Consider the following 14,028-nt stretch of genomic DNA (forward strand, 5'->3'; position numbering starts at 1 on the left):
TGGAATGAAGCCGCGGTCCTCCGGTATGACAGAGGGGGGCGCGAAGGAACTCGACCGAGCGATCTTCCAACAGAATTCGCGGCTCGTGCGCCAGATCAGGCTGGACCATTCGCCAAATTGCGCGCTGGTGCGGAAGATCGACAAGAAATTTCGCCGACATATCTGCATCTTGTCCGCCGAGGCAGCAGCAGCCAGCGGCAGCGATGGCGAAGACTTGCCCCGACGAATTGGCACTGGTCTGGCGGTGTGCGAAGATCGCGCCGGGCAACATTGGAGGACGAGGTGATGGCCGATGCTGGAATGTTGCGCTTCCATGTGCCGGAACCGGAAGTACGGCCGGGCGGGACGCCGGATTTCTCCAATGTGACCATCCCCAAGGCCGGCTCGGTGCCGCGCCCGGAGATCGATGTCGATCCGCGCACCATCCGCGACATGGCGTTTTCGATCATCCGTGTCTTGAACCGCAACGGCGAGGCGGTTGGCCCCTGGGCCGGCCTGCTTTCCGACGATGAGCTGCTGGAGGGGTTGCGCAACATGATGACTCTGCGCAGCTTCGATCAGCGCATGCAGATGGCGCAGCGCCAGGGCAAGACCTCCTTCTACATGCAGCATCTCGGTGAAGAGGCGGTGAGCTGCGCCTTCCGCAAGGCGCTCACCCCCGGCGACATGAATTTTCCGACCTATCGGCAGGCCGGCCTGCTCATCGCCGACGGCTATCCGATGGTCACGATGATGAATCAGATCTATTCGAACGAGGCCGATCCGCTGAAGGGAAGGCAATTGCCGATCATGTACTCGTCGAAGGAGCATGGCTTCTTCTCGATCTCCGGCAATCTGGCGACGCAATATATCCAGGCGGTCGGCTGGGCGATGGCTTCGGCGATCTCCAACGATTCGCGCATCGCCGCCGCCTGGATCGGCGACGGTTCGACGGCCGAATCCGACTTCCATGCAGCCCTCGTGTTCGCCTCGACCTACAAGGCGCCGGTCGTGCTCAACGTGGTCAACAACCAGTGGGCGATTTCGACCTTCCAGGGCATTGCGCGCGGCGGTTCCGGCACTTTCGCCGCGCGTGGCCTCGGCTTCGGCATCCCCTCGCTGCGCGTCGACGGCAATGACTATCTCGCCGTGCATGCGGTGGCCAAATGGGCCGCGGAACGGGCGCGCGGCAATCTCGGGCCGACGCTGGTCGAATATGTCACCTACCGCGTCGGCGCGCATTCGAGCTCCGACGATCCGTCCGCCTACCGGCCGAAAGCCGAATCCGATGCCTGGCCGCTCGGCGACCCGATCGTCAGGCTGAAGAACCATCTCATCCAGCGCGGCGTCTGGTCGGACGAGCGCCACGCCCAGGCCGAAGCGGAAATCCTCGAGACGGTGATCGCGGCGCAGAAGGAAGCCGAGAGCCATGGCACGCTGCATGCCGGCGGCAAGCCGTCGACGCGCGACATGTTCGAAGGCGTCTATGCCGAGATGCCGCCGCATCTCAGGCGCCAGCGCCAGCAGGCAGGGGTCTGACCATGCCAAGACGGACGATGATCGAGGCGATCCGCGACGCCATGGACGTGTCGATGGCGCGTGACAGCCAAGTCATCGTGTTCGGCGAGGATGTCGGCTTTTTCGGCGGCGTCTTCCGCTGCACGCAGGGCCTGCAGGCGAAATACGGCAAGAGCCGCTGCTTCGACGCGCCGATCAGCGAGGCCGGCATTGTCGGCTCTGCCATCGGCATGGCGGCCTATGGCCTGAAGCCCTGTGTCGAGGTGCAGTTTGCCGACTATGTCTATCCGGCCTATGACCAGATCGTCTCGGAGGCGGCGCGGCTGCGCTACCGCTCGAACGGCGATTTCACCTGCCCGATCGTGGTGCGCATGCCGACCGGCGGCGGCATCTTCGGCGGCCAGACCCATAGCCAGAGCCCGGAAGCGCTGTTCACCCATGTCTCCGGCCTGAAAGTCGTGGTGCCGTCCAATCCGCATGACGCCAAGGGCCTGTTGATCGCGGCGATCGAGGATCCCGACCCGGTGATCTTCCTGGAACCGAAGCGGCTCTACAACGGTCCCTTCGACGGCCACCACGACCGCCCGGTGACGCCGTGGTCGAAACATGATCTGGGCGAGGTCGCCGACGGCCACTACACCGTCCCGCTCGGCAAGGCCGTGATCCGCCGGTCGGGCGCCGCCGTCACCGTGCTTGCCTATGGCACCATGGTCTATGTCGCCGGGGCCGCCGCCGAGGAGGCCGGCATCGACGCCGAGATCATCGATCTCAGGACATTGCTGCCGCTCGATCTCGAAACGATCGTCGCCTCGGTGAAGAAAACCGGGCGCTGCGTGGTCGTGCACGAAGCGACGCTGACCTCCGGCTTCGGCGCCGAGCTGTCGGCGCTGGTGCAGGAGAACTGCTTCTATCATCTGGAAGCGCCGGTGGCGCGGGTCGCCGGCTGGGACACGCCCTATCCGCATGCGCAGGAATGGGACTATTTTCCCGGTCCCGCCAGGGTCGGCCGTGCGCTCATTGAAACGATGGAGGCCTGAGCGTGGGCGAATATGTGATCAAGCTGCCGGATGTCGGCGAAGGCGTCGCCGAGGCCGAGCTCGTCGAATGGCAGGTCAAGGTCGGCGATCTCGTGCGCGAGGACGCGGTGCTTGCCGCCGTCATGACCGATAAGGCGACCGTCGAAATCCCTTCGCCCGTCGATGGCGAGATCCTGTGGCTCGGCGCCGAGATCGGCGACACGGTGGCGATCGGCTCGCCGATCGTGCGGCTGAAAGTGGCGGGAGAGGGCAATGTGAAGGATGCAGCGGCGCAAGCCGTCGAGGCGGACGCCAAGAGTACCCCCACCCCTAACCCCTCCCCACAAGGGGGAGGGGGACGCGCCTCGGCTCCCAAGGTTGAAGCCAAGCCCATTTCGCCATCATCTAGAAAAGTTTCAACGCATGAGAGTGGAAGGGCGGGTGCCGAATCCCCCTCCCCCTTGTGGGGAGGGGTTAGGGGTGGGGGTACAGCGCCGACCTCCGGCGCCCCACGTCCCGAAGGTGAGAAGCCGCTGGCGTCGCCCGCCATCCGGCTGAGGGCCAAGGAGGCAGGCATCGATCTCAGGCAGGTTGCGGGCAGCGGGCCGGCCGGCCGCATAAGCCACGAGGATATCGACGCCTTCCTGGCGCGGGGACCGCAGGTCGCCAGGGCATCCGGCCTCGCCCGCAACGATGGCGTCGAGGACATCAAGGTGATCGGGCTCAGGCGCAAGATCGCCGAGAAGATGGCGCTCGCCAAATCGCGCATCCCGCACATCACCTATGTCGAGGAGATCGACGTCACCGCATTGGAGGAATTGCGCGCCGCGCTCAACAAGGAGAAACGGCCGGCCGGCGCGGAAAGGCCAAAGCTGACGCTGCTGCCGTTCCTGATGCGGGCGATGGTCAAGGCGATTGCCGACCAGCCCAATCTCAACGCGCTGTTCGACGACGAGGCCGGCATCGTCCACCAGCATGGCGGCGTCCATATCGGCATTGCCGCGCAGACGCCGTCGGGGCTGGTGGTGCCGGTGGTCAGGCATGCCGAGGCGCGCGACATCTGGGATTGCGCCGCCGAACTCAACCGCTTGGCCGAGGCGGCAAAATCCGGAACCGCGACGCGCGACGAACTGTCGGGATCGACCATCACCATCACCTCGCTCGGCGCCATGGGCGGCGTGGCGACGACGCCGGTGATCAACCATCCGGAAGTGGCGATCGTCGGCGTCAACAAGATGATGGTGCGGCCGGTGTGGGACGGCACGCAGTTCATCCCGCGCAAGATGATGAACCTGTCCTCCAGCTTCGATCATCGGGTGATCGACGGCTGGGATGCCGCGGTGTTTATCCAGCGCATCAAGACGCTGCTGGAGACGCCGGCGCTGATTTTTGTGGATTGAGGCGGGACGATCGAGATGCCGGCGGGACAGCGCCCCCCTCTGCCTTGCCAGGCATCTCCCCCACAAGGGGGGAGATCGGATGTCACGCCGGCCTTCGCCAATCTTCATCGTTCGGGGGAACAGGCGGATCGCAGAAGCAGCCAATCTCCCCCCTCGTGGGGGAGATGTCCGGCAGGACAGAGGGGGGCGCGAAGGATCGCCACAGGCCGCGTTTCCGATCCAGCGCGACAACGAGTTAGGGTGCCAAGATGAAAGAAATCTCCTGCAAGCTGCTCGTCATCGGCGCCGGTCCCGGCGGCTATGTCTGCGCCATCCGTGCCGGCCAGCTCGGCATCGACACGGTGATCGTCGAAGCCGGCAGACCGGGCGGCACCTGCCTCAATGTCGGCTGCATTCCGTCCAAGGCGCTGATCCATGCGGCGGAGGAGTTCGAGAAGGTCTCGCATATGGCCGGCGGCAAGAGCCCGCTCGGCATTTCACTCGCGCCGCCATCGCTCGACCTGGCCAAAACCGTGGCCTGGAAGGACGCTATCATTAGCCGGCTTACCAGCGGCGTGGCCGGGCTGCTCAAGAAAGCAAAAGTCAAGACCGTCCAGGGATGGGCGACGTTCCGCGACGGCAAGACCGTGGCGGTCGAGACGGAGACCGGAACGCAGGTGATCCGCGCCGAGACGGTGGTGATCGCGACCGGCTCGGCGCCGGTCGAGCTGCCCTTCCTGCCCTTCGGCGGGCCGGTGATCTCGTCCACCGAAGCGCTGGCGCTGAGCGCGGTGCCGGGCAAGCTCGCGGTCGTCGGTGGCGGCTATATCGGGCTGGAGCTTGGCATTGCCTTCGCCAAGCTCGGCGCCGAGGTGACCGTGGTCGAGGCCCTGCCACGCGTGCTCGCGCAATATGATGCCGAATTGACCCGGCCCGTGGTGAAGCGGCTGGCCGAACTCGGCATCGAGGTGCTGACGGGCGCCAAGGCCAAGGGGCTGGCAAGCGAGGGACAGGCGGGCAAGGGACAGGCGGGCAAGGGCGATGCGCTGCTGGTCGAGACATCGGACGGCAAGAACGCCAGGGTTGCCGCCGACAAGATCCTGGTCACGGTCGGGCGCAAGCCGCTGACCGAAGGTTTTGGGCTCGAGCAGATCGACCTCGACAGGGCAGGCAAATTCATCCGCATCGACGATCAATGCCGCACCTCGATGCGCGGCATCTTCGCCATCGGCGACGTCACCGGCGAGCCGATGCTGGCGCACCGGGCGATGGCGCAAGGCGAAATGGTCGCCGAGATCGTCGCCGGTCACAAAAGAAGCTGGGACAAGCGCTCAATCCCGGCCATCTGCTTCACCGATCCCGAGCTGGTCACCGCAGGGCTGTCGCCGGAGGAGGCGAAGGCGCTGGGCGGCGAGATCAAGATCGGCCTGTTCCCCTTCGCCGCCAATGGCCGGGCGATGACGAAACTGGGCGAGGAAGGGTTCGTCCGGGTCGTCGCCCGCGCCGACAACCATCTGGTGCTCGGCATTCAGGCGGTCGGACAAGGCGTGTCGGAACTGTCGGCGGCCTTTGGCCTGGCGCTGGAGATGGGCGCGCGGCTGGAGGACATCGCCGGCACCATCCATGCCCACCCGACACAGGGCGAGGGTTTTCAGGAAGCGGCGCTTAAGGCGCTGGGGCACGCGCTGCATGTTTGAGCAGGCGTCTCTTCCAAGCGCTGGTGCGGTGTAGAATCTTTCAGATGTTGGCGGGACAGGGCCCCCCTCTGTCCTGCCGGACATCTCCCCCTCAAGGGGGGAGATCGGCAGTTTCGGGCTCAGCGCCTTTCTTAAGACTTTGAAAATTGGCGAAAGCTTTCATGAAGTCCAATCTCCCCGCTTGAGGGGGAGATGCCCGGTAGGGCAGAGGGGGGCGTTGTCCCGCCAGCGCCTCTCAGATGGGCGGCCCTCAACTCGCCAGCCGGCTTACCATTTCGTGCTTTGCATAGGCGTGCCCAAAACGGTTGGCGAGGAAAGCGTCGAGCGCGATGTCTTCCTGCCTGATAAAGCCCTTGGCCGGCAGGCTTCCATCGGCCAGCATGTCGAGCACCGCGCAGATGGCGGATGCGGTGGTGATCTGGATGGCGCTGCGCACGGTTTCGCCGACACGCTTCGAGTAGATCTTGTTGGCGTAGGTCTCCTGCAGCAGACGGCCGTTCTTGAAGCCGCTGACGGTGACGAAGACGATGACCACGTCCTGCAGCGTCGCCGGCAACGCGCTTTCGAAAATGTCCTTCAGCACGTCGCGGCGATGGCGCAGGCCGAGGTCGTTGAGCAGCGCCTTCATGATCGCGGCATGGCCGGGGTAGCGGATGGTGCGGTAGTTCAGCGTGCGCACCTTGCCCCTCAGCGTCTCGGCCAGGGTGCCCAGCCCACCCGAGGTGTTGAACGCCTCATAGGTGACGCCGTCGAGCGAGAATTCCTCGCGCTCCTCCAGCGGCGGCACCTCGACCAGTTCGCCCTCGACGATCGCTTCGCAGGGCTCGCAATATTCGTTGATGACGCCATCGGTGCTCCAGGTCAGATTGTAGTTCAGCGCATTGGACGGGTATTGCGGCAGCGCGCCGACCCGCATGCGCACGCTCTCCAGCGTGTCGAAGCGGCTGGCGAGGTCGTTGGCGACGATCGAGATGAAGCCCGGCGCCAGCCCGCATTGCGGGATGAAGGCCGTTTTGGCCGAACGGGCCAGCTCCTTGACGCGCCTTGTGGCGGCGACATCCTCGGTCAGGTCGAGATAGTGCACGCCGGCAGTGGCCGCCGCTTCGGCGATGCGCGTGGTCAGGTGGAAGGGTGCCGCGCTCAGCACCGCGAAACTGCCGGCGAGCGCGGCTTCGAGAGCGCCAACCTTTGCAATGTCGAGCTCCAGCGTTTTGACCGTGGCCGGCAGTTCGGCCGAGCCCAGCTGCGCCACTGAGCGATCGACGAGGGTGACATGATAGTCGCCGGTCGCGGCGAGCATATCGGCGATGGTCGAGCCGATCGTGCCGGCGCCGACGATTACGATTTTCTTCATGACGGCTTCCCTCGACTAACCTGGTTAAGAGCACAGAATCGCAGCTTGCCTGTCGAAAGGAAGCGTGGAATTGTTCGAAACGAAGTCTCGAAATGATCAATACGCCGATATAGGTCGTCGAAATGCTGAGTGACGCTGACCAGGCACTAATTTCCCTGCTGCGCGACAATGCGCGCTCAACGGCGGAGCTGGCGCGGCGGCTCGGCGTGTCGCGCACGACCGTGCAGAGCCGGATCGAGCGGCTGGAACAGCGCGGCATCATCGCCGGCTATGGGGTGAGGCTTTCGCCGGACTATGAGCGCGGCCTGGTGCGGGCGCATGTGCTGCTCACCGTCACGCCCAAGCTTGCCGACAAGGTCGTGCGCGCCCTGCAGGCGCTGGCGCCGGTGCGCACGCTGCATTCGGTGAGCGGCAATTTCGACATGATCGTCATCGTCGACGCGCCGTCGATCAGGGATCTCGACACGCTTCTCGACGAGATCGGCGCGATGGAGGGGGTCGAGCGGACATCGTCCTCGATCATCCTGTCGACGCGGATCGACCGCTGAGGGGGGCAGAACTAAAGCCGTTCTGTAGTGATCCTTCGCGCCCCCCTCTGCCCTGCCGGGCATCTCCCCCACAAGGGGGGAGATTGGCAGTTTCGCCGCTCCGCTCAGTCCTGCAACGTTGGCGATTGGCGCAAGCCAGGATGATGGCCGATCTCCCCCCTCGTGGGGGAGATGTCCGGCAGGACAGAGGGGGGCGCTGTCCCGCTGGCATCAAAAGGTTCCGCCATCGCGCCAGCGAAAGTACCTACTGCGCGGCGTTCTTCAGCCAGTCGTCGACGCTCTGCTTCAGGCCAATACCATGGCATCGTAAACAATGTGCGACAGGCGGCGCTAGCCGCCGATCTGATCCAGAAACGGCAGATTGCCGGCCATCAGCCCGGCGTCGACATTGAGCGTCGTGCCGGTTATCCCGCTGGCAAAGGGCGACGCCAGGAAGACGGCGGCGCGGGCGACCTCGACCGGTTCCACCAACCTGCCGAGCGGATAGAGTTTGCCGACGGCGGCGAGGATCTCCGGTTTTTGCGCAAGGCGATGTTCCCAGGCGCCGGTGCGGATCGAGCCGGGAATGACGGCGTTCGCGCGGATGCCGTTGCGGCCCTCCTCGGTGGCGATGGCGCGCATCCAGGCGTTGAGCGCGGCCTTGGCGGCGGCATAGGCCGGGTTACCGAAATGGGCCTGCGCGTTGACCGAGGAAATGAACACGAAGGCCGCGCCCCGCGGCTGGTTGCGCATGGCGGGCAGCAGCGCCCGCGACAGCAGTGCGGCGCTGCGGAAATTAAGATCCATTTCATGATCGAGCGCGGCAAGCGAGACGTCAGCCAGCGTTTCCGCCCGCGTCCAGCCGGCGTTCGAGATGACCGCCGCCGGCGCATTGCCCTTGCCGATGCGGCTGGCAAACGATGCGACGGCGTCATCATCGAGCAGGTCGAAATGATGCGCCTCGGCAATTCCCGTCGCGGTCAGGTCGGTTGCCTCGCGATCGCAGGCGATCACCCTTGCCCCACAGGTCGACAGGACAGCGACCAGTGCGCTGCCGACGCCGCCGGCGGCACCCGTCACTACCACGCCGCGGCCACCGAAATCGATCATATGGCTCCTCGCTTGCTCCCCTTCCAATCCTCCCCTGCCGGATGTCCTGATGCAATCGCCGCGTAAAACACCTTGCTACAACCGCTTGGCGTGCAGGATGCTGACGCTCCTGTAATAAAGCAACATGAATTCCAAAAAATGTTGCTTTCCTACAAGGCCTGTATGAGAATCGCCTGGACAGGCGTAGACCGTCCGGGAGGAAACGGGCAAATGGCGTTATGACAAGAGAGATCCGGCGAATCGCATAGGCGCCATCGCCAACATGCCGGGTCGCGCAGTGCCGCGCCATGAACAGGAGGCCATTCCTTGCCCAAACAGTGTTTTGGAACGTCACATGTCCCGCTGTCGCCAGCGGTGCGGGCCGGCGACTTCGTCTATGTCTCCGGCCAGGTGCCGGTCGGCGGCGACGGCGTGGTGGTCAAGGGCGGCATCGTCGAGCAGACCGAGCAGGTGCTTTCGAATGTAAAGGCAGCGTTGGCGCTGGCTGGGTGCGTCATGGACGACGTGGTCAAGACGACGGTCTGGCTTGAGGATGCGCGTGATTTCGGCGCCTTCAACACCGTCTATGCCCGGCATTTTCCAAAGGATCCGCCGGCGCGCACCACGGTGGAGTCGCGGCTGATGATCGACATCAAGATCGAGGTCGAAGCCGTCGCCTACAGGCCGCTCTGATCGGCGCCGACAAGGGACAGAAACGGGAAACAGTCGCCATGCGTGTCTTCACGGCCTCGCTCGCAACCGAGACGAACACCTTCTCGCCGGTCTCGACCGACCGGTCGTCCTTCGAGATGGCATTCTACGCACCGCCCGGCAAGCATCCGGAAACCCCGACGCTGTGCTCCGCGCCGATCCCCGTCCTGCGCCGGCGGGCCAAAGCCGAGGGCTTCACCCTGATCGAGGGTACCGCGACCTGGGCCGAACCCGGCGGCTATGTCAGGCTCGATGTCTATGAGGCGCTGCGCGACGAGATCCTCGATCAATTGCGGGCGGCAATGCCGGTGGATTGCGTCGTGCTCGGCCTGCATGGCGCGATGATCGCGCGCGGGCTGGACGACTGCGAGGGCGATCTTCTGGCGCGCGTGCGCGAGATCGTCGGCCCCAAGATGATCGTCGCCGCCGAACTCGACCCGCACAGCCATTTGACAAAAAAGCGCGTCGCGGCGGCCGACATACTGGCCGCGTTTCTCGAATTTCCGCACACCGATTTCGTCGAGCGCGCCGAGCATGTCGTCGAGCTGGCGCTGGCGGCGACGCGCGGCAAGATCCGCCCGGTCATCTCGAGCTTCGACTGCCGGATGATCGACGTGTTTCCGACCAGCCGCGAGCCGATGCGCTCCTTCGTCGACCGGATCAAGGCGCTGCAGGGCAAGGACGGCATCCTGTCGGTGTCGCTGATCCATGGGTTTCTCGCCGGCGACACCGCCGAGACCGGCACGCAGCTTCTGGTGGTCAGCGACAATGACCGCGCCGCCGGCAATGCGCTGGCCGAGCGGCTCGGCCAGGAGGTTTTCGCCATGCGCGGCTCGACGGCGATGCGCAGCGTGACGGTCGGCGAGGCCATCGAGCGGGTCAGGACAGGCGGCCATGGCGACAAGCCGTTCGTGCTCGCCGACATGTGGGACAATCCCGGCGGTGGCACCGCCGGCGACAACACTGCCTTGCTGCACGCATTGGTCGACAGCGGCATCAGAAGCGCCGGCGTGGCCACCATCTGGGATCCGCAGGCCGTCGCGCGGGCGACAGGCGCGGGCGAAGGCACAATGCTCGACATCCGCATCGGCGGCAAGACGAGCGTTGCCAGCGGCATGCCCTTCGACGGCACGTTCGAGGTCCGCCGCCTGGCACCGGACGCCTGGCAGTCATTCGGGTCGAGCCTGGTGCCGCTCGGCCCCTCGGCCGTGCTGCGCCTGGCGGGCACGGAGATCGACATCGTCATCAACACCAACCGCACGCAGACCTTCGAGCCCGACATCTTCTCCAATCTCGGCATCGACCCGCACGGCAAGCAGGTGCTGATCATCAAATCCACCAACCATTTCCATGCCGGTTTCGTGCCGGTCGCGCGCGAAATCATCTATGTCGCGGTCGAGGGCTGCTATCCCAACAATCCCGTCACCACGCCCTACCGCAAGCTCAAGCGCCCGATCTGGCCGATCGTGGCAGACCCTTTTGGGCCTGACAGGTCTGGCGAGGCCGCGGCCTGAAGCCGGCTTGTTTTCCATTGGGATGCAGGACCATCGCATAAGGGCAAGAGCCCCCTCACCCGGATCGCCGGCGTTGGCGCCAAGCGGCCGGATGAGGGGCCCACCGCGTCAGAATGGAACGAACCGGAGGCTAGACATCGATGCAATTTGATCTCCTGCTGAAGGGCGGTCGCCTCATCGACCCGGCGTCCGGGCTCGACGCGCCACGCGATCTCGCCATCGCCGATGGCCGCATCGCCGCAATCGAGGCCGACATCCCGTTCGAGCGCGCGGCGCGCGTCATCGACGCCAGCGGCTCCATCGTCGCGCCCGGCCTCATCGACCTGCACAGCCACGTCTATTGGGGCGGCACCTCGCTTGGCGTCGATGCCGACCGTCTCGCCGCAAGGAGCGGCACCTCCACCTTCATCGATGCGGGAAGCGCCGGCGCCGGCAACTTCCTCGGCTTTCGCCGCCATGTCATCGAGCGCTCGAAGGTGCGCATCCTGGCCTATGTCAACATTTCCTTTGCCGGCATCTTCGGCTTCTCGCATAGCGTGGCGGTCGGCGAGTGCAGCGACCTCAGGCTCTGCGAACCGCGCGAGACGGTGGCGGCGGTGCGCGAGCACGCGGACGTGGTCGTCGGCGTCAAGGTCCGCTCGGGCCGCCATGCCGGCGGCGCCAGCGGCATCGCCCCGGTCGATCTGGCGCTGGAGGCCGCCGACCAGGCAGGCCTGCCGCTGATGGCGCATATAGACGAGCCGCCGCCCGGCCGCTCGGAAGTCCTGCCGCGCCTGCGCAAGGGCGATATCCTCACCCACTGCTTCCGGCCGTTTCCCAACGCGTCGGTCTTCGCCTCGGGCGCGGTGCGGCCCGACATGAGGCTGGCGCGCGAGCGCGGCGTCATCTTCGACATCGGCCATGGCATGGGCTCGTTCGACTTCGAGGTCGCCAAGGCGATGCTGAAGGAGGGGCTGGCGCCGGACGTGATCAGCAGCGACGTGCATCTCTACTGCGTCGACGGACCGGCCTTCGACATTCTGGTCTGCATGTCGAAACTGCTTGCGCTGGGCATGCCGCTGGTCGAGGTGCTGCGCGCCGCGACGCAGCGGCCGGCGGAAGCGATCGCCCGGCCTGATCTCGGCACGCTCAAGGTGGGCGGCGTCGGTGACGTCGCGGTGCTGCGCCTGCGTTCAGGCAGCTTCACCTTCGTCGATTCGGTCGGCACATCGCTTGTCGCCGGCGAGAGACTGGTGTCGGACGGCATCGTGATCGGCGGCACCTGGTGGCCGAACGAAGCGGCGGATGACCTCAGCGACACCGAGCGTTTCGAGGCGCATGCCCGAGATACGCATGTCGATGTCGCCGCCCGGCATTTCGGGCATAGCCACGATTGATGACGCTGCCAATCTCCCCCACAAGGGGGGAGATCGAGCCAATCTTCAGCGTCCAGGCGCCCCATAAACCGGCGTCTCAATACCTTCCATCCTCGCCTTGATCTGCAACGCCACATATTTTGAATAGAAACGCGACAGCGCCAGATTGCCGCCGTGGAACCACAGCGCTTCCTGTGCCGTCGGCTTCCACATGTTGCGCAACTCGCCCTGCCAGGGGCCGGGATCGCCCTTGACGCCCGAGCCAAGTCCCCAGCATGGGCCGACCTTGTCGGCGACGTCGCGCGAGACGATCGCCGCCACCGTCTCGTTCATCGACTGATAGCCGGTGCAGGCGATGATGGCGTCGGCCGCGAGTTCGGTGCCGTCGTCGAAGAGGATGCCTGTCGGCGTCAGCGCCTTGATGCCGACGCCGCCGCGCACGCCAATCTTGCCGTCGATGATCAGGTCGCTAGCGCCGACATCGATGTAGTAGCCCGAACCTGTCCGGTAGGCCTTCATCAAAAGCCCGGTCTCGTCGTCGCCGAAATCGAGGGCGAAGCCGGAAGCGCGCAGACGGTCATAGAAGGCCGCGTCGCGTGCCTTGATGATTTCGTAGAGCGCTCGCTGGCCTTGGGGCACCAGCGCGAAAGGCGTCGAGGCGACGATCATGTCGGCCTTCTCGGTGGTGATGCCGCGCTCCAGCGCCTCTTCCGAAAAGATCTCGAAGCCGACTTCCATCAAGGTGTCCGACTTGACCACCGTGGTCGGCGAACGCTGGATCATGGTCACCTCGGCGCCGCTCTCCCAGAGGTCGACGCTGACATCATGTCCCGAGCTTGCCGAACCGACGACGGCAACCTTCTTGCCGCGGAACTTTTCGCCGCTGGAATACTGGCTCGAATGCAGCAGCTCGCCCTGGAAGGCATCGGCGCCCGGCAGATCGATGCGCCTTGGCGGGCCATAGGCGCCGGTGGCAAAGACGATATGCTTCGGCTTCAGCGTGATGCGCCGGCCGACGCGATCGACGACGACGGTCCAGACCTTCTCTGTCTCATCATAGCTGGCGCTGACGCATTTGGTGGCGACCCAGTAATTGAGCTCCATGACGCGCGTGTACATTTCCAGCCAGTCGCCCATCTTGTCCTTGGGCGTGAACACCGGCCAGTTCTCCGGAAACGGGATGTAGGGCAGATGGTCGTACCAGACCGGATCGTGCAGCACGAGCGTACGGTAACGGTTGCGCCAGGAATCGCCGGGTCGCGCATTCTTCTCGATGACGATGGCGGGCACGCCGAGCTGCCGCAGCCGCGCGCCCAGCATGATGCCGCCCTGGCCGCCGCCGATGACCAGGCAATAGGGCTGCTCGCCGGCGCCGAGGTCGCGCGTCTCGCGCGCCCTCGCCTCCGACCAGGTCTCGCGGTTGGGGTCGGCCTTGTGGCGGACACCGAGCGGCCGCGCCGGGCCTTTGCGCTCCTCGAACCCCTTGAGGTCGGTCATCGCCGTGAACAGCGTCCGGCATCGGCCGTCCTTGAGGCGCATGATGCCCTGGCCCCAGGCCGATGCCGTCTCGAAGGTGAACCAGGCTTCTACCGTGCCTTCGTCCGAGCTCGCCTCGCCACTGAGCTGCCAGGCGGTCGGGCTTGCCGTCGCCAGCGTGGCATCGAGCATCTCGCGGATCGCCGTCTGGCCTTCCATGGTCTTGATGTTCCAGGTGAAGGTCAAAAGATCGCGCCAGTAGCAGTCCTCGACGAACAGGTGAGTCACAGCCGCCGCATCGCCGGCCTCGAGCGCCTGGGCAAAGGAGGAAAGCCAGGTAGCCGCCTGTTTCGATGGTGCGATCTCGAGCATCTATATTCCCTCTTTCCGTTTCAAGTCGGCGCCGCTCGGTC

12 protein-coding genes are annotated in these 14,028 nt (G+C 65.3%); 9 read left to right on the plus strand and 3 right to left on the minus strand.

The annotated features are described in order from the left end of the window. The 5 genes from MESS4_RS34180 to lpdA form a co-directional block, all read left to right on the plus strand. Positions 1–286 (plus strand): hypothetical protein (locus MESS4_RS34180; RefSeq protein WP_036240607.1); only part of this gene is annotated, 286 nt, incomplete at its 5' end. After that, on the plus strand, positions 286–1,518 hold the full coding sequence (locus MESS4_RS03490) for a 3-methyl-2-oxobutanoate dehydrogenase (2-methylpropanoyl-transferring) subunit alpha (protein ID WP_006326654.1): 1,233 nt from the start codon (positions 286–288) through the stop codon (positions 1,516–1,518). The genes MESS4_RS34180 and MESS4_RS03490, both read left to right, overlap by 1 nt. A gap of 2 nt (positions 1,519–1,520) precedes the next feature. Further along, positions 1,521–2,534, plus strand: coding sequence for an alpha-ketoacid dehydrogenase subunit beta (locus MESS4_RS03495; protein WP_036240610.1), 1,014 nt, complete (start codon positions 1,521–1,523; stop codon positions 2,532–2,534). Between the two features lie 2 nt (positions 2,535–2,536). Further along, complete coding sequence (locus tag MESS4_RS03500; RefSeq protein ID WP_006326656.1) at positions 2,537–3,913, plus strand: dihydrolipoamide acetyltransferase family protein; 1,377 nt, start codon at positions 2,537–2,539, stop codon at positions 3,911–3,913. Between the two features lie 248 nt (positions 3,914–4,161). After that, complete coding sequence (gene lpdA / locus MESS4_RS03505; protein ID WP_006326657.1) at positions 4,162–5,589, plus strand: dihydrolipoyl dehydrogenase; 1,428 nt, start codon at positions 4,162–4,164, stop codon at positions 5,587–5,589. Positions 5,590–5,839: 250 nt separating this feature from the next. Here the strand turns inward: lpdA and MESS4_RS03510 are convergent, their stop codons facing one another. Then, positions 5,840–6,943, minus strand: coding sequence for a saccharopine dehydrogenase family protein (locus MESS4_RS03510; protein ID WP_006326658.1), 1,104 nt, complete (start codon positions 6,941–6,943; stop codon positions 5,840–5,842). Between the two features lie 122 nt (positions 6,944–7,065). Here MESS4_RS03510 and MESS4_RS03515 point away from each other — a divergent pair, with 122 nt between their 5' ends. Continuing rightward, positions 7,066–7,491 (plus strand): Lrp/AsnC family transcriptional regulator, encoded by a 426-nt coding sequence (locus MESS4_RS03515; protein ID WP_006326659.1) that lies wholly within the window; start codon positions 7,066–7,068, stop codon positions 7,489–7,491. Between the two features lie 330 nt (positions 7,492–7,821). Here MESS4_RS03515 and MESS4_RS03520 read toward each other — a convergent pair whose 3' ends face one another. Next, entirely contained in the window at positions 7,822–8,580 is a 759-nt protein-coding gene (locus MESS4_RS03520) for an SDR family oxidoreductase (protein ID WP_006326661.1), read from the minus strand. 306 nt (positions 8,581–8,886) lie between these two features. Between MESS4_RS03520 and MESS4_RS03525 the strand changes: the two genes are divergently transcribed. The 3 genes from MESS4_RS03525 (at position 8,887) to MESS4_RS03535 (ending at position 12,160) form a co-directional block, all read left to right on the plus strand. Next, entirely contained in the window at positions 8,887–9,252 is a 366-nt protein-coding gene (locus tag MESS4_RS03525) for a RidA family protein (protein WP_006326662.1), read from the plus strand. A 38-nt stretch (positions 9,253–9,290) separates the two neighbouring features. Then, positions 9,291–10,784: a M81 family metallopeptidase gene (locus MESS4_RS03530; protein ID WP_006326663.1), complete on the plus strand. Its 1,494-nt coding sequence runs from the start codon at positions 9,291–9,293 to the stop codon at positions 10,782–10,784. A 140-nt stretch (positions 10,785–10,924) separates the two neighbouring features. Then, positions 10,925–12,160: an amidohydrolase/deacetylase family metallohydrolase gene (locus MESS4_RS03535; protein ID WP_006326664.1), complete on the plus strand. Its 1,236-nt coding sequence runs from the start codon at positions 10,925–10,927 to the stop codon at positions 12,158–12,160. A gap of 45 nt (positions 12,161–12,205) precedes the next feature. Here MESS4_RS03535 and MESS4_RS03540 read toward each other — a convergent pair whose 3' ends face one another. Then, entirely contained in the window at positions 12,206–13,987 is a 1,782-nt protein-coding gene (locus MESS4_RS03540) for an NAD(P)/FAD-dependent oxidoreductase (protein WP_006326665.1), read from the minus strand. Between the last annotated feature and the right edge of the window lie 41 nt (positions 13,988–14,028).

Source organism: Mesorhizobium sp. STM 4661, from assembly GCF_000359125.1.
Lineage (GTDB): Bacteria > Pseudomonadota > Alphaproteobacteria > Rhizobiales > Rhizobiaceae > Mesorhizobium.

Bases quoted from the DNA above. Each gene is read 5' to 3' on its own strand.
- MESS4_RS03510 (WP_006326658.1), bottom strand. From the start codon at position 6,943: ATGAAGAAAATCGTAATCGTCGGCGCCGGCACGATCGGCTCGACCATC.
- MESS4_RS03540 (WP_006326665.1), bottom strand. From the start codon at position 13,987: ATGCTCGAGATCGCACCATCGAAACAGGCGGCTACCTGGCTTTCCTCC.
- MESS4_RS03515 (WP_006326659.1), top strand. From the start codon at position 7,066: ATGCTGAGTGACGCTGACCAGGCACTAATTTCCCTGCTGCGCGACAAT.
- MESS4_RS03495 (WP_036240610.1), top strand. From the start codon at position 1,521: ATGCCAAGACGGACGATGATCGAGGCGATCCGCGACGCCATGGACGTG.
- MESS4_RS03530 (WP_006326663.1), top strand. From the start codon at position 9,291: ATGCGTGTCTTCACGGCCTCGCTCGCAACCGAGACGAACACCTTCTCG.
- MESS4_RS03535 (WP_006326664.1), top strand. From the start codon at position 10,925: ATGCAATTTGATCTCCTGCTGAAGGGCGGTCGCCTCATCGACCCGGCG.
- MESS4_RS03520 (WP_006326661.1), bottom strand. From the start codon at position 8,580: ATGATCGATTTCGGTGGCCGCGGCGTGGTAGTGACGGGTGCCGCCGGC.
- MESS4_RS03490 (WP_006326654.1), top strand. From the start codon at position 286: ATGGCCGATGCTGGAATGTTGCGCTTCCATGTGCCGGAACCGGAAGTA.
- lpdA (WP_006326657.1), top strand. From the start codon at position 4,162: ATGAAAGAAATCTCCTGCAAGCTGCTCGTCATCGGCGCCGGTCCCGGC.